The sequence below is a fragment of the Oribacterium sinus genome (assembly GCF_963537195.1).
In the GTDB taxonomy this organism is placed as follows: Bacteria; Bacillota; Clostridia; order Lachnospirales; family Lachnospiraceae; genus Oribacterium; species Oribacterium sinus_A.
The window spans coordinates 61913-80704 of the sequence record NZ_CAUTEG010000002.1 but is presented as its reverse complement, the minus strand read 5'-3'; the positions used below and the strand labels follow the sequence as shown (position 1 = coordinate 80704).

Here is an 18792-nt window from a genome sequence, read left to right as displayed (position 1 = left end):
TGTCCCATCAAACCGAAGCCGGTAATATCCGTGCAGGCATGGACCGTAAATTGATCCATTACTTCCTTTCCCTTTCGGTTGAGGGAAGCCATGACACGATAGGACTCCTCTTTTGCTCTCTCACTGGCAAATTCCACCTTGGCGGCGGTATTAATAATTCCTGTACCAATCTGTTTCGTTAAAAGAATACAGTCACCGGGTTTGGCTCCGTAGTTTTTCTGAATTTTCTTAGGATGCACAAGACCGGATACGGTAAGGCCATAGAAGGGCTCATCGTTTTGAATGGAATGTCCTCCAATCAAGATGGCTCCGGCTTCTTTTACCTTATCCGCTCCTCCCTTCATGATTTCGGATAAAACATCAGGAGAAAGGCAATTCGGAAAACCGACTATATTCAAGGCTACCTTGGGAATGCCTCCCATCGCATAAACATCGGAAAGGGCATTCGCCGCTGCAATCTGTCCAAACAGATACGGGTCATCCACTACAGGGGTGAAAAAATCCACTGTTTGAATCATTGCCAAATCCTCTGTAAGCTGGTAAACCGCTGCGTCATCAGAAGTATCCAACCCTACCAATACATGAGGATCAAAATCAAATTTTGGAAGCTTGCTCACAACCTGAGCAAGGGTCTCCGGACCTATTTTCGCGGCTCAGCCGGAAAGTTTGGTCATCTGGGTTAACCTAAGTTTACTCATATATTCTCCCTTACTTAACAAAGCAGGGAAAGGTACAGAAAACCCTTCCCTGTTATTTCTATATCAGTTTTCTATTGTACGGTTTATCTATAAAAAGTCAAGATAAGACAGGACTTTCTCGGCAATTCCATCCCAGGATAGATTCCCCATGGAAATCATTTTAGAATAATCGCTATCCATACATTGAGCAATCTGCTCTTCCAACCGTTCCTCAAATACCGGAAGAACTTCCTCCGGTATTTCATCTGCATTTTTTCGGGGGGGCAGCTCTACGAAAAAGATAGGCGCGGTGGGAAGATTTTCCGTAAAGAAATCTTCTAAGCCTTCCAAAGCAGTAAGAACAACCTTGTTTCCACAGGCTAAAGACTCAATCACCGTCATGGGCACTGCATCAAAGAAAGAAGGCAGAAGGAAACAATCGGAAAATTCATACCAGGGTATCAAGTCGGAATAATCCAAACGACCTAAAAAGTGAATGGGATAATTGCAGGTCTTAGCCAGGGCATAGACCGCCTCCTTTTCTTCCTGATTTCCGTTATCCCCAATCATAAAGAGGCGAAAATTCTTCCTTCCCTTTTGATAGAGCGCTTCCAAGCTTCTTAAAAGGGAAAATACTCCCTTTTTCTCTCCCAGCTTTCCGGCAAAAAGCAAGTCCCAATACTCTCCTTTAGCATATTTCTCTCCTGAAGCGGTTCGAATCTCTCTTCTTCTGGGAATACCGTGGGGACTGAGCACATCTCCCGTAGGCAGCCCCAATACTTCTGCATTGTATCCGATTCCTATATTTATCACTTTTTCAGGCTCCACTCCGTAGAGGCGGAGAACCTCTTGCCGCTGGGCTTCCTTAGGAGTGAAAATCTTATCCAGCTTTTGAATGTTTCGGACAATTCTCTCCTTTTCCAAATCATGCTTTTCCATTTGTCGAAGATCTGTATTATGACAAAAAGCAAAGATAGGAATTTGGGGACATTTTTCCCTCACCAATGCGGTAAGCAAATAAAGATGATGGCAAAGAATCAAATCCGGAGAAAAAACGGACATTACTTCTTCCAGCTTTTTAGAAAAAGCCCTTTCAAACTGTTCCAACATTTCCTTTGTTAAATCCTTATATCTGGTGCTGTTATAAGGCATTTCATCACTCATTCCCAAAACCGGATAGGGCAATTCCTCCGATTCATAATACACCGGAAAAAAATCCACGGAGGGAATATCCGGAAGCTTATCCTCCTTTGTGACCCCGCAAATCACAGCCTGTTCTTCTCCCAAATGCTGATAGGATTTAAGAATCTCTGTCAGGTAAATACCGGAGCCTGTACTGCTGGGTTTTTGTGTAATGATACTAAGTATTTTCATATTCCCCCCTACAAAAAAGACTGCCCGATAAAGGGCAGTCTAAACGGCAAAAGCCGGGATATTTGGCGAAGGTGTGTGAGAATCGAACTCACCTAGGATGTTCTACACATCCAACACTGGTTTTGAAGACCAGGAGGCTCACCAGGTACCTATCCACCTCCAAATGAACACTGCACACTATACCATAGAAAAAAATGCTCTGTCAAATCTCGAAGGGATTCATAGGGAATCACAATAAATTTCTATAGAAAATTCCTATGGAAAATCCCTATAGAAAACTCAAAAGTGACAAAGCTAAATTCGGAAGCTTTTAAAAAAGAATTTCATGCACGGCACTGGGTTCAAGGCCGGCTTCCTTACAAGCCGCCAAAGTGCTTTCCTTGTTCTCCAAAGCCGTACTCCAGGCAAGTCCGCAGCCTGCAGAAATCACGGAAGGAAGGGGAATCAGTCTTCCCGATAAATCCTTCTCCTTTCCCAGCTTCTCCATCTGCAGGGCATCCACCGTATTATGAAAGCTTAAAATGCATTGTAAAGTTTTCTCTCTCATTATGGTTTGATTATTTTATCGGACTGCATCTCTGTTTCCACAATCTCATACATATTGGAAATGATTCCCACAGCCAACTTCTCCTTGATTTTATAGTAATCTGCACAAAGCCCGCAGGTCATAATCTTCACACCGGCTTTCTCCAGAGTTTTTAAGTCGGAAAGTACCGGAGAATCCTCTGAAGTTAAATAAGCTCCGCTGTTATAGAAAACCATTGCAGTTGGCAAAGGATCCACATTGCTTAAAGCGAAAACAAAGGACTTAATCAAAGTATGTCCAAGCTCCTCTGCACCCTCTCCCATCTTATTGGAAGAAAATACCACGGTACAAGTAGCTTCTTTCTCCTTGGATACACCATCCTGCTTCTTCACTTCAATACGAACTTCAAATTCTTTCTCTGAAAGCTTTTGGGAGGCTACCGCGTACTGGAATTTCTGTCCCAGCCTCTGTAAATTCTGTACAGCGGTCTCATTATCTACCAATACGGTAAGAATTCCTTCCTGCATTTCTTCCATAGCCTTCTTTGCTTCCACCACGGGAAGAGGACAAGCCAAGCCTTTACAATCTAAGTTTTTATCCATTTTGCTTCTCCTTTCAATAATGATACTCCTAAACTATAAAAAATTCAGGAGAAAAAGTCTAATAAGAAATTATTATATAAGCAACATTTATATTGCAAATTAATATAAATGCACTAGCCTTCCTCCGAAAGAATTCGAATGGCCTCCACCGCCTTTGCCACTTCCTCCTCTGTATTAAAATGAGAAAAGCTGAAGCGAACACAGCCCTGCTCCACATTGTTTAAAGCCTTATGCATAAGAGGTGCACAATGCCCTCCTGCTCTGGTGGCAATATTAAAACGGGTAAAGAGTTCATCACTGACCATGGCGGAATCATAGGCATAGAGATTCATGCTGACAATAGGACAGCGTTTTTTCTCCTGAAAATTTCCGTAGAGCTTTACACCGGGAAGGGACTCAATTCCCTTTTTAAACTGCTCCATTAGGCTAAGCTCTTTCTCTCGGATAGTTGCAATACCTTCTCTTTGAATATAGGCCACCCCCTCATGAAGTCCTGCAATGCCATGGGCATTTAAGGTTCCTGCTTCCAGGTGATTCGGATACTCTGCCGGCATATCTTCATTATAGGTTTCCACCCCGGTTCCTCCGTAAGATAAAGAGCGAAGAGAAATTCCTTCCTTAATCAGCATTCCCCCGGTACCCTGAGGCCCCAAAAGGGATTTATGTCCAGTAAAGCAGAGGATGTCAATACCCAGCTTTTCCACGTCAATATCATAAACTCCTGCAGTCTGAGAAGCATCCACAATCCAAAGCAAGGATTTTTCTTTCACAAAGGCGGATATTCTTTCTAAATCCACCAGATCCCCTGTCAGGTTGGAGGCATGGGTATGAACGATGGCTTTGGTATTTTTCTTCCAAAGCTTTTCTAAAGAAGCATAGTCCAGGATACCATTCTCATCCAAACCGCAAAAGGACAGCTCTACCCCCTGCCGTTCCATGGCATAAAGAGGACGAAGGACGGAATTATGCTCCATCACCGTGGTAATCACATGGTCTCCCGGCTTTAAACTGCCCAGAATCGCCATGTTTAAGCTTTCCGTAGAGTTTTTCGTAAAGATACAATGGCTCGGATTCTTTCCATGAAAGAACTCCGTCAGTAAAACTCTTGTATCAAATACCGTCTTTGTGGAGCTGTGGGCCGCCTCATGGGTAGAACGCCCCGCATTTCCCATACTTTCCATGGCATGAAGAACCGCCTCCAAAACCTCCTTCGGCTTCTTTTGACTGGTTGCCGCATTATCCAAGTAAATCATCGTTCTTCCTCCTTTTCATAGAAAAATACCTCTACTTCCTCTCCCTCCCGGAAAGGAGCATTGGCCTGCAACTTAATATGGACTTCCTCTCCGTCAATACTCACCCTATACAAGCGGTAGGTGGCCAGGAAAATCTCGGAAAGCACCCGTCCTTCCTTTCGAAGTTCTCTTCTTCCTTCCTGCCTTCCGGACAAAGGCTCTACTCTGGCCTTTTCCGAGGAAATTCCAAAATCCTCCGGACGAAGAAAATGATTTTTCCCTTCCAGAAAAATTACGAAATACTCTCCGAAAAAGCGCCGGATATATTCATTTTTCGGATGCAAATACAGCTCTTCACCGGTTCCGATTTGCAGAATCTTTCCCTTTTCCATAATACCGATTCTATGGCCCAGTTCCATGGCTTCTTCCTGGTCATGGGTAACAAAAAGCATGGAAAGTCCGAGTTTACGCTGCAAATCCGCCAGTTCTTCCCGAATATCCTTCCGAAGCCCTGCATCCAAATTGCTTAAGGGCTCATCCATCAACAAAAGCTTGGGTTCCACCGCCAAGGATCTGGCAAGAGCCACCCTTTGCTGTTGTCCGCCGCTAAGCTCCGTCACCATTCTATCTCGAAAGGACCATAATTTCATCATATCCAGGTATTTTTCCGCTCTATCCCGCTGTTCTCTTTTCGAAAAGCCCTTCCATTTTAGGCCATAACAGACATTTTCCAAAACCGTCATATGGGGAAACAAAGCATAGGACTGAAAAACCGTGGATACAGGTCTTTTTTCCGGTGGGAAGGCGCTATAATCCTTTCCCTCTATCAAAATCTTTCCCTTTTCCGGAAAGAGGAAGCCTCCCAGAAGCTGTAGGCAAGTCGTTTTCCCACAGCCGGATTCTCCCAAAAGACAAAAAATCTCCCCTTCCCCTATAGATAGAGAAAAATCCTCTAAAACCAAATCCTCCTTCGGATCATAGCGAAAGAATATACCCTCCAAAGCAGCCAAACTTTTGCTTAGGTTCCCTTGATGCAGTCCTCCTAAAGGATGTTCTTTTAATCCCTCCTGTATCCTATTGCTGTTGTATAACTCTCTTTGCATATTATTTCCCTACTCCTCTTCTGCATACAAGACTTTGCACCCTTCCCAGTAAAAAGGAAAAGGCTAAAGACAGTAAAATCATGATTCCCGATATCAGAGAAGCCACAGCATAGTCTCCCCGGTTTATGGCATCAAAGAGGGTATAAACCAAGACCTTATACTTTGCACTAATTAGGAAAATGATGGCTCCCGCAGTGGTCAAACCCTGGCTAAACTGTAAATATACAGAGGAGAAAAAGCTGGGTAAAATTCCCGGCAAGATGATTTGAAAAAATACCAAGGAAGGCTTTGCCCCCAAATCTCTGGCTGCAAGCTCCAGATTCTTAGGGCTTTGACTTAAGGCGGTACTGGCCAACCTACTGCCTAAGGGCATTTGCCGGAAAAGCAGGGAGAACAGCATAATCCAAACCGTTCCGGTAAGCTTTAAAGGCGCCTTATTAAAAGCCAGGATATAGGCAAGACCGAAGCAGGTTCCCGGTAGCAAATAGGGTAAAGAAAGGGCAAAGTCCAAGAGCTTCTTGCCTCTTTTCATTTTTCTTTCCATTAGATAAGCCAGAAGAAAGGCAAAAAAACTGCCTACTACTGAGGCGGCAAAAGCCAAAAGCAAGCTTAATCCCATGGTGGATAAATTATACTGAAAAAGACTGCCCATATTTTCCCAGGTGAAAAAGATTTGCTTTTTGTTAAATCGCAGAAAGCCATAGAGGAAAATGGAGGCATATTGCAACAGCTGGAAAAGCAAAAAGAAAAACAAAAGGAACTGTATTGGAAGATTCATCCAATGTTTACTGTCCAGTCTTAAGCCGGTCTTTCCCTTTTGCTCCTTGTTTCGCTCATCCGCTCTTTTCATGGACATCCGATAAAGAAGGAAGCTGAAAAAAGCAGGTAGTAAAAGAAGAATATTCATGGCCGCAGCCTTGGAAAAATCGGAAAACCCGATAATTTGCAGATAAATCTCCGTTGCCAGCGTACTGTATCTTCCCCCAATAATAATCGGAGTTCCAAAATCGGATAAGCCCCGCAGAAAGCTTAAAAAGAAGGAAGCCAAAATAGCCGGAGACAGCAAAGGAAGCAAAATATCCTTTAGCACGAAGAAGGCATTTGCCCCCAAATCCCTTCCGCTGTCATAGAGCTTTCCGTCAAAATCCTCCAGTGCATTGGTAAAAAACAGGGTATTCATACAGGCAAAGTGAATGCTTTGCATAAGAATCACTCCCCACTTATGATAGGGATCAAAGGACAGTCCCAGTAAACGATAGGTAATCAGTCCTCTTCTACCATACAAAGTAATAAAGGACAGGGAAGAGATAAAGGGCGGGGAAACCATACTCATGGACAAAAGAATTAACGCTATTCTTTTCTGCCATTTTCCTGTAGAGCGAATACCATAGGAAAGAAAAAAAGCCATTACGGTGGAAATCACCGCCGAGTAAAAGGAGCTTTCTATACTATGGAAAAATGCAGTTTTATATCGCAGAGCGATTTCCTGAAAATATTGTCCCGGATTTTCCACCTGAAAGGCTTTCCAAAAAAGCAAAAAAATCGGATAAACGATAAAAAGAAGAATGGGGAGAATCAAAAGCATAATAAAGAGGGAAAACAATACAGCGGAAAAAAGAGTGGAATGCTCCACTCTCTTTCCTGCATTTTCCTCTATTCGTTTTAAGGAAAAGAACGGCTTCATCTTAAGCCTCGTTCTTAGAACCTGCTAAAGTCTCCCACTTGCTGAGGATACTGTCTCTCTGAGAACCGAATAAGGATAAGTCTTCCTTCATTAACAGACCGGTGTCGAAAGATAAGTCAACATTGGACAGCTTTGGTAAAACAACCTTAATGGTATTCTTTCCGTCAATTTCAGCCAACTCCTTTAAGTGATCCTCACTGTTATATAACCAGTTTAAGAACTCCTTGGCAGCCTCTGCATTGGCAGCGCCCTTAAATACGGCAACCCCCTCCGGTACATAAGGAATTCCATCCTCAGGATAAACTAAAGAACATCCCTGCTCCGTAGCAAGCTTCTCGGTCTTCTTATCCATTGGGGTGATTCCGATGGCAACCTCTCCCTGAGCAGTCTTCTCTCTTGGGTCTCCACCACGCTTGGAGTAGTATTTTACATTCTCATTTAATGCGGTAAAGTACTTCCATCCCTCTTCTTCACCCTTCTTCTGTAAAAGAGCATTTACAACACCGTAGTTGGTTCCGGATACTGCAGGGTTAGACATCAGAATCTCATCCTTGTATGCGGCATTTAATAAATCATCCCAGCTCTTAGGTGCTTCCGCATTCTTTGTCTTTAGCATCTCGTCATTTACGATAAAGCCTACAACAGTAACACCCTTGGTGTACCAATAATGGTCAGGATCAACGTAACCGGAAGCAAAATCATTTGCTGCGTCTAAATCAATCTTTTCCAGCAAGTCACTATCCTTCGCACTCATGAATGCGTCAATTCCGCCGCCAAACCAAAGGTCAGCGGTAGGTGTGCCGCCCTCTGCCTTTAACTTGCTGAGAACTTCTCCGGAGGACATGGAAAGCAGTTCAGTCTCAATTCCGGTGTCCTTTGTAAACTCATCAAATAACTTCTTGTAATCTTCGGAAGTGGCAACGATAGCCAGCTTTCCTTCAGCCTTGGTCTCGTTGGCTTTCTCTGTAGCCTTTTCCGTTTCAGCGGAGGACTCCTCTGCCTTGGCAGTGGTTGCCGCTACAGAACTTTCCTTGGTCTTCTGTCCGCAAGAGGCAAGAACAGCTAATGCCAGTAAGGACAATGTGGTTAATGCAAGCTTTCTCTTCATAATGCTCCTTTTCAACTAGTAATTTTTACACTCCCGTTTGCCACGTATCGCACTGCAAACAGGCATTAGTATACCATATTAAAAAGAGAAGTTATATTTTGATTTTAAATAGATTATTGGTGTTTATTTGAATGTTCTATAGTACGATTACTCTTTTCAATGATACTGTCTCTGACCGGGGCACGCTCTCGCTAACCTCGCCTTCGCAGGGGTACTAAGCGAAAAGCTGCGGTTCCCTCGCATTCCGCAAGTACCCGCGGGCTCAGATTGCCCCGGACCATAGACAGTATCATGAAAAGCTGTTCCCCGGAATAATCACATTAATTTCATAATAGAATAAGCAAAACAGTGTGGATCAACCGCTTGTCTTAATCAACACTCCGGTATCCACACTGTCAAAAATTTTGGGATTTATCTTTTCAAGCCCTTAGAATTAGAATAAATCTCCCCTACACAGAGCTTATGCTCTTATACCATGGACTATAAAGCTTCTAAATGAATTAAATACCATTCATATAAAAATCTCTTAGAAGTTCAAAATATACCTTCTCACAACGAAGCACATCATCTTTCTCCACATATTCATCTCTTTGGTGAGCCATGTCTAGTGAGCCGGGGCCGTAGGAAAGGGTGGTATGATTATCGCATTTTCCGGCAACCACTGCGGTATCGGTATAGCCCGGGAAAGGGCAGACCTTGGCTTTTTGGTATCCGGCTGCTTCAATGGCTTTTTTACATTTTGCCAAAAGCAGGCTTTCTTCATAATGGGGTATGGCCGGTCGATTTCCTGTAATTAAAATGGTAGATTGAAGACCGGGGTAAATTTTTTGTACCTTTTCCACCGCTTTCTCCAAAATTTCTTTTCCTGTTTCAGCAGTATAGGGGGGAACCAAACGCATATCCACGGATACCTTGGCTTCTGCAGGAACCTGATAGGGGTGAATTCCTCCGCTACATTGTCCGAAGCAAATTTTGGAATCTCCCAAAAAGCTATCTTTTTCTAAAGCAGCCACTCCTTTTTTCGCCTCCGGAATCGCCATAGCCATAGAGAGAATGGCATCAATTCCGGTTTCAGGCTCACTGGCATGAGCCGCCTTTCCATGAAACTGCCATTCGTACCAGAATCTACCCTTATGGGCGGTTTGTATTGTTCCGTCTGTAGGTTCCGTGTCCATCAGTAAAGTATCTTTATCCAGCCATCCTTCTTGAATAGCCTTTTCTACTCCCTTCATATCCCCCTCTTCATCACAGGTGAAGACCATTTGCAAAGAGTTCTTGGGCTTTTGCTTCTCCTTCTTCGCCAAAGCTAAGATTTGTAAAAATGCAGAGATTGCCGCAGCAGTTCCGCCTTTCATATCGCAGGAGCCTCTACCATACAGTCGGTTCCCCTCCCACTCTCCAAAGGGATTTTTCTCCCAATGCAGGCCTATAGGTACCGTATCCATGTGGCAGATAAAACTGAAGCATTCCTTCGTTTCTCCCGGAAGTAAAACCCGAAGTATGGGACGGTGAGCTTCTACCTCCACCTTTTCCACAGTACCGGATAGCTCCAATACCGCATCCTTAAGAAGGGCCAAAATGTCCTCGGCTACCCCTTCTTCCAAAACTCCCGGATTCGTACTTTCCCTAGCCACCAATTTTTCCAAAATCTCTATGCAGTTCATTTTCTTTAAGCCTTTCTGATGATTTCAACAAGATATCGCATACTACACCGGCAATACTCTTTAAGATTGAGATATTGCACACTACATCGGCGATACTCTTTAAGATTAAGATATTGCACACTACATCGACGATACTCTTTAAGAATGAGAAATCTCACGCTTCCCAAGCCTACTCGTTAAAAAAACGGTAAAAAAATCCCTCTCGCAAAACAGCAAGAGGGATTTCTTCATTATTTAATCTGTGCAGCTACTTCTGCAGCAAAATCTTCATTCTTCTTCTCAAGTCCCTCTCCTGTCTCGTAACGAACGAAACGAACAAGGGAAATTTCAGCGTTCTGCGCCTTTGCAACGCTCTCAAGGTACTGTCCAACCTTCTGCTTTCCGTCCTCAGCACGAACATAAACCTGGTCTACAAGACAAACTTCCTGTAATTCCTTGTTTAATCTTCCCTCAACCATACCAAGAAGAACCTTCTCAGGAGCATTTGGCTTCTCATTCTTCGCTGCAGCCAAAAGGATTTCCTTCTCGTTCTTTAAGTATTCCTGATCAACTTCTGCACGAGTGATGTACTTCGGATTTAAAGCGGCAATCTGCATAGCAAGGTTCTTAGCCATATCCTTGATTGCGTCATTAACCACAGTGGACTTAACCTGTAAGAGAACACCGATTCTTCCGCCGGAGTGAATATAATCCTGAACGAAACCGTTTTCCTCGGTAATCTTGGTAAAACGACGGATGTTCATGTTTTCCCCAATTACGGAAATGGTAGCGGAAAGCTGCTCGGAAACAGTCTTGGAAGGATCTAAGTCCCACTTCTCCTGTAAGAAGCTGTCGATATCCGTTGCAGATGTCTTCAATGCCTGAGTTGCTACTTCCTTTACGAAGTTCTGGAACTTTTCGTTCTTAGCAACGAAGTCGGTCTCAGCGTTTACTTCTACTACAACGCCGGTCTTTCCGTCATCGGAAATCTTTGTGAAGGAAACACCCTCTGCCGCAATTCTTCCTGCCTTCTTCTCTGCTCCTGCAAGACCCTGCTCTCTCAAGTACTCAACAGCCTTATCCATATCTCCGGCTGTCTCTGTAAGAGCCTTCTTACAAGCCATCATTCCTGCTCCGGTAATCTCTCTTAATTCCTTCACCAGTGCTGCGGTAATCTCTGCCATTTTCTTTCCTCCTTTTAAACGATAACATTAGGGAAATAGTCCCTTCTACTCAAAGAGCAAAAGGGACCTGATTTATCTTATGCCTCTTGTGTAAAATCTTCTTCACTGCTTGCTAAAGCTGCTTCTTCCTCGGTCATATCACCCTGCTTAGCCTCGATAACGGCATCAGCCATCTTAGCAACGATTAACTTGATTGCACGGATAGCATCGTCATTACCCGGGATGATGTAATCTAACTCTTCAGGATCTGCATTGGTATCTGCAATTCCGAAAAGAGTAATTCCAAGAGAATGAGCCTCCTGTACGCAAATCTTCTCCTTCTTGGGATCGATTACGAAGATTGCATCGGGAATAGACTTCATATCCTTGATTCCGCCAAGGTTAGCCTCAAGCTTAGCCCACTCCTTCTTCAAAAGAGTAACTTCCTTCTTTGGCAATACATCAAAGGTTCCGTCTTCAGCCATCTTCTCAATGTCCTTTAATCTCTGGATACGGGAACGGATGGTCTTGAAGTTGGTAAGCATTCCGCCAAGCCAACGCTCATTTACATAGAACTCTCCACAACGAAGTGCTTCAGCCTTAACAGCATCCTGAGCCTGCTTCTTTGTTCCTACGAAAAGGATGGTTCCACCGTTAGCAACGATCTGAGACAATGCGTTGTAAGAATCATCTACAAGCTTTACAGTCTTCTGTAAGTCAATGATGTGAATACCGTTTCTCTCGGTGTAGATATATGGAGCCATCTTAGGGTTCCATCTTCTGGTCTGGTGTCCAAAATGTACACCTGCTTCTAAAAGTTGCTTCATTCCAATTGCACTCATTTTTCTACCTCCTTGGTTATACTTCCTCTATATGCTTTGTGCGTACCGGATTCATCAGTGACACCGCCGGTTTTCCATATAGAGTGATCATTTGCCTAAACTTAGGCAGGATAAAAGTCGCCTTTAAAAGACGTGAATCCTACTATAACAAATACTCTTCTTTTTGGCAAGAAAATTATCAGGAGCAAAATCTTGTTTTAATTCATTTCCTAGTATAAAGGAATCGCTTTTTATCCTAGGCACAAATTCGTTTTTCCTTAAAGCTATGGTATGATATTGTAGGTACAAATATTGATTAGCGCAGGCTACAGGATTTTTGCAGCAATGCTTCTCATAATTTTCAGTTAAAGCTTACGAAAAAGGAGACTTTCATGCTAAGCACTTCAATAAGTCTAGTTGTCAATGCCGCTTTAAACAAAGCAGGACTCAAGGAAGAGCCCTGCCATATTCATCTTCCAAAGGAGGAAAGCTCCTTTCCTTTAGTCATTTCCTTTAGTACCGAGGAGAATGACTATACTCTCCATATTTTTCATGAGCTTGTAGAAGAACTGTCTTCCACCATATCCTACGCCCTATATACGAAGGAAAATGAACTTCTATGTCAGGGAAAGACAGAGTTCTACTCTTCCTTTAATCCCTTTGCCACAAAGCCTTATCAACACCTTATTCCGGAAAGAATGTCCTGCGATCTTTGTCAAAAGAAACTTCGGGGAGAATGCGGAGGCACCGGAGAGAATTTATGCCGGGAATCTTTTTAATCGCTTCATGCATTTGAAAAATGCCGGAATCAAAAAGGCATCCGCAAAAATCCAAGCCAGGGGGGAGGCGTAACAAGCCGCCATATAGCCCAGTAATGGAATAAAAATAAAAGCCACAATAATTCTTGCTATCATTTCGCTTACACCGGCCAGCATAGCGAATCCGGAGAAGCCCATACCCTGAACGGAAAAACGCCAAACGTTTAAAACCGCCAAAGGAATATAGAAAAAGGCATTTCCCAAAAGGAATTCCTTAGCCATTTTAATAACTTCCACTTCATTGGCATTAATAAAAATCTTCGGAATTTCATCTCCGAAGAAGAAAAGTACTGCGCAAATCAATACTGCATAGATACTTCCCACCTTGGTGGCTTCCCAAACACCTTTTTTAATACGTGACAGCTTTCTGGCACCAACATTTTGTCCTGCAAAGGTTGCCATGGTTACCCCTAAAGAGTCAAAGACACAACAGCAGAAATTACTGATTCTTTGTCCTGCGGTAATGGCCGCCATAGCCTGAGAACCGAGACCGTTCACCGCTGTCTGTAGGATAACGGAACCGATGGCTGTGATACTGTATTGCAGTCCCATAGGAACTCCCATCAAAAGAAGTCTTTTATAGTAATGTCTTTCCAGTTTCAAATCTTCCTTTTTCAAGTGAATAATCGGAAAGCGCTTAATCATATATATTAAACACAATAGTCCGGAAACAAACTGAGAAATTACCGTGGCATAAGCCGGTCCATCCACCCCGAAGCCTAAAAAGCGGATACTCACATAGTCCAGAATAATATTCAAAAGCGCCGCAAGGATCAGGAAATACACCGGTGTTTTGGAATCTCCCAGAGAACGAACTACGGAGCTTGTAATATTATAAAGAAAGGTCGTCGGAATCCCCAAAAACACAATAAAAATATAAAGATAGGCATAGGAAAAGGTTTCTTCCGGCGTATTCATCCACTGGAGAATCGGTTTTGTCAAAACACCGATTACAACAGTCATCACAATAGAAAAAATCACGGTTAAATACAGAATATTTCCTACATATTTTCTGAGCTTTTCAAACTGTCCCGCACCGAATTTCTGTGCCACGGGAATCGCAAAGCCGGAGCATGTTCCGATGACAAAGCCGTTAATCATGAAGTTGATGGCTCCCGTGGAACCTACCCCCGCAAGGGCCTTCAGCCCAATCATCTTTCCGACGATAATGGTATCCATCATGCCGTAGAACTGTTGGAACAAGGTTCCCAGCAACATCGGGAAGGCAAAACGAAGAATTAAACTTAAGGGATCACCTTCCGTAAGATTTAACATTGCAGTTTTCTTCTCTGTAGTTTTAATCTTCTCTATTGTTTCTATCTTCTCTTCATTCCCGGTCTTTACCAGCTTTTCTGTTTTCTCAATGGTTTCCGTCTTCTCAATGTTCCCCACCAATTCTGTTTTCTCTATTTTTTCAACAGTCTCCATCTCCGGCTCTTCCTTTTTTTCTACCGGCTCAATACTCTCCTGCTTCAATGCTTCTACCTTCTCGATGCGCTCCAACTCTGTATTCCTTACCTTACCGATATCCTTTAACTCCTTCATTCCCCCTCCTCTCTTTAACCATCATTTTTATAAATAGAAAAAGGAAAGGCACGCCCTTCCTTTTTTCAAGCTTTGTGCATTATAGGGCAGAGTCCTTTCCTTGTCTATAGGATAATGTGAAAATTCTGTGATTATTTTTTGCTAAAAATAGCTTATCTCTTGGCTTTCCTTAAATTCTTATTCATCCCTAGGCCTCTTTAATTTCACCATTTTGATAAGCCTCTAACAAATCCAAAAGATCCGTCATTTGCTTGCGAAGCTCTATACCCTTATCCATTTCTCCGATTCGGATTCTGGTTTTCATTCTTTCCACCATCTGAATCTCCGGAGTATTCTCCTCTCCCTTATGGAAATCTTTATGCTTTGCCAAAGACAAATGCTTGGAATCATATATCAAGGTGTAGCCTGCAATTCCCGTCTTGGAATGATAAGCTTTGGAAATTCCCCCATCAATGATGAAAAGCTTTCCTGAAGCTTTAATGGGACTTTCCCCTTTCTTGCTCTTCACCGGTACATGACCGTTCACAATATGGGAAAGCTCCGGATCCTCATCAAACTCTTGAATAATCTTATCCACATAGCTTTCTTTCTCTATCCATTTGTAATAGGAATTGAAGCTTTCTTTATGACTTTCCGTATCCTCAATAAAACAATGCTCAAAGGTGGTCATCTTATCCTTCCCAAACAGGGGAGATTTGGGACCACACCAAAGATACCAGAAGAAATCTGTAGCATAGAGCTTTCCGTTAGGATCCAATTCTTCGTTCATAAAATAAGCTTCAATGCACTTTTGCTCACAGTAATCCATTAAACGCTTTCCGGAAACCTCTCCATCTCTGGTGCTAAGGGGAAGAAACTCTCCATCCTCCGTCATAGGAATACAACCGTGATACAAAATATTATGATTGATGATTTTATACATGGAACCATGGGTAAAGAAAAAATCAATATGCTTCTTTAATACTTTGGAATGAGTGAAACTGTAGGTCAGAGTATCCATAAGCTCCTGTTCTTTTTCCGACAGGGTATAAGGGTCTTTCCAATCCACTGTGGGAAAATTGCAATCTTTCATAGGATAGATTTTTCCATCTACCTCCACCTCCCCCTTCTCCAGGTTAATCTTATGAAGAAGCATCCTATGATCCAGACCATACTCAGGATGCCTGCGTATCAGCTGTCCCTCCAGCTTCCACATCATTACACTGATGGTCTTACACATTTTCGCAGCCAGCTCCGGCTCTACAGAATCCGCAATGTTTTTATCCCATAAATGAGGAGTAAAACAACTACAGGGGTCATTCCCGTATACCTCCTGAGCAAACATGGACAGAGGACGAAGATTGATACCATAGCCGTCCTCCAAAACATCAAAGCTGTTATAAGAAGTAGCTATTCGTAAAACGTTGGCAATGCAGGCAGGATTTCCGCAAAAAGCCCCCATCCAATCCACGTCATGATTTCCCCACTGAATATCCACATCGTGGAAGCACATCAGCTCCTCCATAATCTGATCTGCATGAGGACCTCTATCGAAAATGTCTCCGATAATATGCAGGCTGTCTATACTAAGACTTTGAATCAACTCACAAAGAGCAATTATAAAAGCCTGTCCTCTTTCTACATCTAAAATCCCCTGTAGAATCTCTTTATGATAAAGCTTGGTGTCTTCTTCCTCATCATGCAAAAGCTCGTCAATGGCATAGGCAAATTCCTTGGGAAGCTTTTTCCGTACCTTGGAACGGGTATACTTGGAAGCAATCTTTAGACATAGGGCCACCAAGCGGTGAATGGTAATCTTCTGCCATTCCTTATCCTCCAGATAGGTATTGCGCTTATCCATAAAAGTCTCTCTGGGGTAATAGATCAGGTTGGCCAAATTCAGCTGTTCCTCTTCTCCAAGATAATGAGAAAAAACATCGGAAATCTTTGAACGAATCACCCCTGAAGCGGAACGCATCAGGAAAATGAAGGCTTCACTTTCTCCGTGAAGGTCTGAAAAAAAATACTCCGTCCCCTTGGGAAGACCGCAAATTGCCCGCAAATTGATAATCTCCGCTGCCGCCGCATCCGCACTGGGAAAGCTTTTTGCCAGCAGACGAAGATAATCCAAATCTCTCTTCATACACCCTCCTTGACTTTTTTGAACCGATCTTTTGCATTCATTCCTTGTCATATCCCTGTAATTCTTTTGATTTTTTCCTGAAATTTTATGAATACTGTCACTTTACCATATTTTTTGATAAAAAATCTATCTTTTTTGTTAGAACTTAAAAAAGAAGTTTTGAAAAAATAAAAAAGCATTTCACACATTATAGGTCTGTAATTCAGGCACGCTTTCGCTAACCTCGCCTCGTAGCGGACACTAAGCGAAAAACAACAGTTCCTGTGTTTTTCGCTTAGTGCCGACGGGCTCAGATTGCCTTCATTACAGACCTATAATGCTGAAATGCTATATCTGTTTGATTTGTTCAACTATTTTGCTGGCCGGCTTAGTTTTCCTCTCTGGCTACTACGGAGGGGTCTACTTCCTTTCGGTTTAAAATCTCCAGGAACTCTTCTCCGGTAATGGTTTCTCTTTCATAGAGGAACTTGGTGATTTCGTGAAGCTTGGTGATATTGTCTTCCAAAAGCTTATAGGCTTTATCGTGTTGTTTCTTTACCAAAGCCACCACCATCTCATCAATCTTGGTTTGGGTTTCCGGAGAAACGGTAAGGCTGGAATCTCCCCCAAGATACTGGTTATGCAGCTGCTCCATGGCTACCATTCCCACATCGGGATTCATTCCGTATCGGGTAATCATGGCTCTTGCAGACTTGGTTGCTCGCTCAATATCGTTGGACGCTCCTGTAGTACAGGTATGGAAGATGAGCTCCTCCGCACAGCGTCCGCCGGTAAGAGTGGCAATTTCATTTTCCAGCTCTTCTTTAGAATAGAGATAATGGTTTCCCTCTTCCTCCACCTGCATGGTATAGCCCAAAGCACCTGAGGTTCTGGGGATAATGGTAATTTTATGAACCGGCGCGGAGTCCTTCTGTAAAGCTGCAACCAGTGCGTGTCCTACCTCATGGTATGCAACAATCAACTTCTCTTTCTCCGTCATCACCTTATTTTTCTTCTGATAACCGGCAATAACCACCTCAATGGACTCTTCCAAGTCGGACTGGATAACTCTTTCTCTGCCGGCACGAACCGCCCTTAAAGCCGCCTCATTGATAATGTTGGCAAGTTCCGCACCGGATGCGCCGGGAGCCGCCTTGGCAATGGCCTCCAGGCTTACGTTATCGGACATTTTAATCTTGGCACTATGTACCTTTAAAATATCAATTCTTCCCTGATAATCCGGAAGCTCCACCGGCACTCTTCTATCAAAACGTCCCGGACGAAGCAGGGCAGGATCTAACTGATCCGGTTGGTTAGTGGCTGCCAGAAGAATAATGGCCTTATTGCTGTCAAAACCGTCCATCTCTGTAAGGAGCTGATTCAAGGTCTGTTCTCTTTCGTCATTTCCCCCTAAGCCGCCGGCACCACGCTTTTTACCGATGGCATCAATCTCATCAATAAAGATAATGCAGGGGGACTTTTTCTTGGCTTGATCGAATAGATCACGAACCTTCGCCGCTCCCATTCCCACATACATCTCCACAAATTCCGATCCGGAAATGGAAAAGAAGGGAACACCTGCTTCGCCGGCCACAGCCTTGGCCAGCATGGTTTTACCGGTTCCCGGAGGTCCCACAAGTAAAGCTCCCTTGGGAATCTTGGCACCGATTCTGGAATACTTGTCCGGATGATTTAAGTAGTCTACCATCTCCGTGAGAAGCTCCTTTGCCTCATCTTCTCCCGCCACATCCTTAAAGCGGATGCTGTCATCCTTCTTCTCATATTCTCTGGCGTTGGATCTTCCTAAACCGCCCAAGCCAAAACCGCCTCCCATGCCACCCATGGCAGATCCCATACGCTTGGAAAGCCAATTACCTAAAGCCATAAAGAGCAGTAAGGGCACAACCCAGGAAAGAATGAAATTTAAGAAGAAATTACTCTCTACAGGAATGCTTTCATTGTACTCCACTCCCTGGGCATTTAACTCCTGCATAATCTGGGCTTCGTTAAATTCGTTGTTTACTCTTGTGGTGCTGTAGCTTTGCGTCTTACCGTCTTTTTTCACGTCATAAACAATGGTATTTTGATTAAATTCCACCTTACTGACAGTCTTATCCGAAATAGCCTTTTGAAATTCCGAGTAAGCCGCAGGTTCAATTCTCGCCTGCTTCATTGCAGGAAATACAAAGGTATTCAGCAATAAGGTAATAATCATGGCTACAAAGACGTAGAACAGGAAGGATCTGGGTCTATTTCCCCCTCCATTGTCATCCTTTTTGTTGCCGGAAAAGAAATCATCCCAGCCGGGCATAGAATTGTTCTTATTATCCATAAACATCTCCTTTCTTTTGTTCTCTATACGGTATTAATTAAATTCCTTTATATTGTTTAAACC

Annotated in this window: 15 protein-coding genes and 1 tRNA gene; 1 reads left to right on the top strand and 15 read right to left on the bottom strand. The window is 43.2% G+C overall.

All coding sequences use genetic code 11. From position 1 onward, the window contains the following. The 12 genes from selD to rpsB all read right to left on the bottom strand — a co-directional run. Positions 1 to 698 (bottom strand): selenide, water dikinase SelD (gene selD, locus RYL27_RS00895; RefSeq protein ID WP_314964544.1); only part of this gene is annotated, 698 nt, incomplete at its 3' end. A gap of 87 nt (positions 699 to 785) precedes the next feature. Then, positions 786 to 2051 (bottom strand): glycosyltransferase family 4 protein, encoded by a 1266-nt coding sequence (locus RYL27_RS00890; protein WP_314964541.1) that lies wholly within the window; start codon positions 2049 to 2051, stop codon positions 786 to 788. A 63-nt stretch (positions 2052 to 2114) separates the two neighbouring features. Beyond that, a tRNA-Sec gene (locus tag RYL27_RS00885) sits at positions 2115 to 2212 on the bottom strand. A 149-nt stretch (positions 2213 to 2361) separates the two neighbouring features. After that, positions 2362 to 2598: a DUF3343 domain-containing protein gene (locus tag RYL27_RS00880; RefSeq protein WP_007156031.1), complete on the bottom strand. Its 237-nt coding sequence runs from the start codon at positions 2596 to 2598 to the stop codon at positions 2362 to 2364. Next, positions 2598 to 3179: a sulfurtransferase-like selenium metabolism protein YedF gene (yedF, locus tag RYL27_RS00875; protein ID WP_007156030.1), complete on the bottom strand. Its 582-nt coding sequence runs from the start codon at positions 3177 to 3179 to the stop codon at positions 2598 to 2600. Before yedF ends, RYL27_RS00880 begins: the two co-directional genes overlap by 1 nt. A gap of 113 nt (positions 3180 to 3292) precedes the next feature. Next, positions 3293 to 4432 carry an aminotransferase class V-fold PLP-dependent enzyme gene (locus RYL27_RS00870; protein WP_314964536.1) on the bottom strand — a complete coding sequence of 380 codons (1140 nt, stop codon included), beginning with the start codon at positions 4430 to 4432 and terminating at the stop codon, positions 3293 to 3295. Continuing rightward, a complete protein-coding gene (locus tag RYL27_RS00865) occupies positions 4429 to 5514 on the bottom strand; it encodes an ABC transporter ATP-binding protein (RefSeq protein WP_314964533.1) in 1086 nt (361 codons plus the stop codon). Before RYL27_RS00865 ends, RYL27_RS00870 begins: the two co-directional genes overlap by 4 nt. A 1-nt stretch (position 5515) precedes the next feature. Beyond that, positions 5516 to 7198, bottom strand: a complete 1683-nt coding sequence (locus tag RYL27_RS00860) for an ABC transporter permease (RefSeq protein WP_314964532.1) — start codon at positions 7196 to 7198, stop codon at positions 5516 to 5518. Between the two features lies 1 nt (position 7199). Continuing rightward, the gene (locus RYL27_RS00855; protein ID WP_314964529.1) at positions 7200 to 8306 is read right to left on the bottom strand and encodes an ABC transporter substrate-binding protein; all 1107 of its coding nucleotides are present in this window, start codon (positions 8304 to 8306) and stop codon (positions 7200 to 7202) included. 500 nt (positions 8307 to 8806) lie between these two features. Beyond that, the gene (locus RYL27_RS00850; RefSeq protein WP_314964526.1) at positions 8807 to 9970 is read right to left on the bottom strand and encodes a M20 family metallopeptidase; all 1164 of its coding nucleotides are present in this window, start codon (positions 9968 to 9970) and stop codon (positions 8807 to 8809) included. Positions 9971 to 10200: 230 nt separating this feature from the next. Then, a complete protein-coding gene (gene tsf, locus RYL27_RS00845; protein WP_314964523.1) occupies positions 10201 to 11133 on the bottom strand; it encodes a translation elongation factor Ts in 933 nt (310 codons plus the stop codon). A gap of 77 nt (positions 11134 to 11210) precedes the next feature. After that, positions 11211 to 11954: a 30S ribosomal protein S2 gene (rpsB, locus tag RYL27_RS00840; protein ID WP_007156023.1), complete on the bottom strand. Its 744-nt coding sequence runs from the start codon at positions 11952 to 11954 to the stop codon at positions 11211 to 11213. A gap of 371 nt (positions 11955 to 12325) precedes the next feature. On the opposite strand from rpsB, the gene RYL27_RS00835 reads away from it, so the two are divergent. Then, on the top strand, positions 12326 to 12712 hold the full coding sequence (locus RYL27_RS00835; RefSeq protein ID WP_314964520.1) for a hypothetical protein: 387 nt from the start codon (positions 12326 to 12328) through the stop codon (positions 12710 to 12712). On the opposite strand, the gene RYL27_RS00830 is transcribed toward RYL27_RS00835, so the two are convergent. The 3 genes from RYL27_RS00830 to ftsH all read right to left on the bottom strand — a co-directional run bounded on the left by RYL27_RS00830 (position 12692) and on the right by ftsH (position 18729). Beyond that, positions 12692 to 14026 (bottom strand): MATE family efflux transporter, encoded by a 1335-nt coding sequence (locus RYL27_RS00830; RefSeq protein ID WP_314964547.1) that lies wholly within the window; start codon positions 14024 to 14026, stop codon positions 12692 to 12694. The genes RYL27_RS00835 and RYL27_RS00830 overlap by 21 nt on opposite strands. A 457-nt stretch (positions 14027 to 14483) precedes the next feature. Continuing rightward, the gene (locus RYL27_RS00825) at positions 14484 to 16418 is read right to left on the bottom strand and encodes a fructose-1,6-bisphosphatase (protein ID WP_314964517.1); all 1935 of its coding nucleotides are present in this window, start codon (positions 16416 to 16418) and stop codon (positions 14484 to 14486) included. Between the two features lie 367 nt (positions 16419 to 16785). Continuing rightward, on the bottom strand, positions 16786 to 18729 hold the full coding sequence (ftsH, locus tag RYL27_RS00820) for an ATP-dependent zinc metalloprotease FtsH (protein WP_314964514.1): 1944 nt from the start codon (positions 18727 to 18729) through the stop codon (positions 16786 to 16788). Positions 18730 to 18792: the final 63 nt, after the last annotated feature.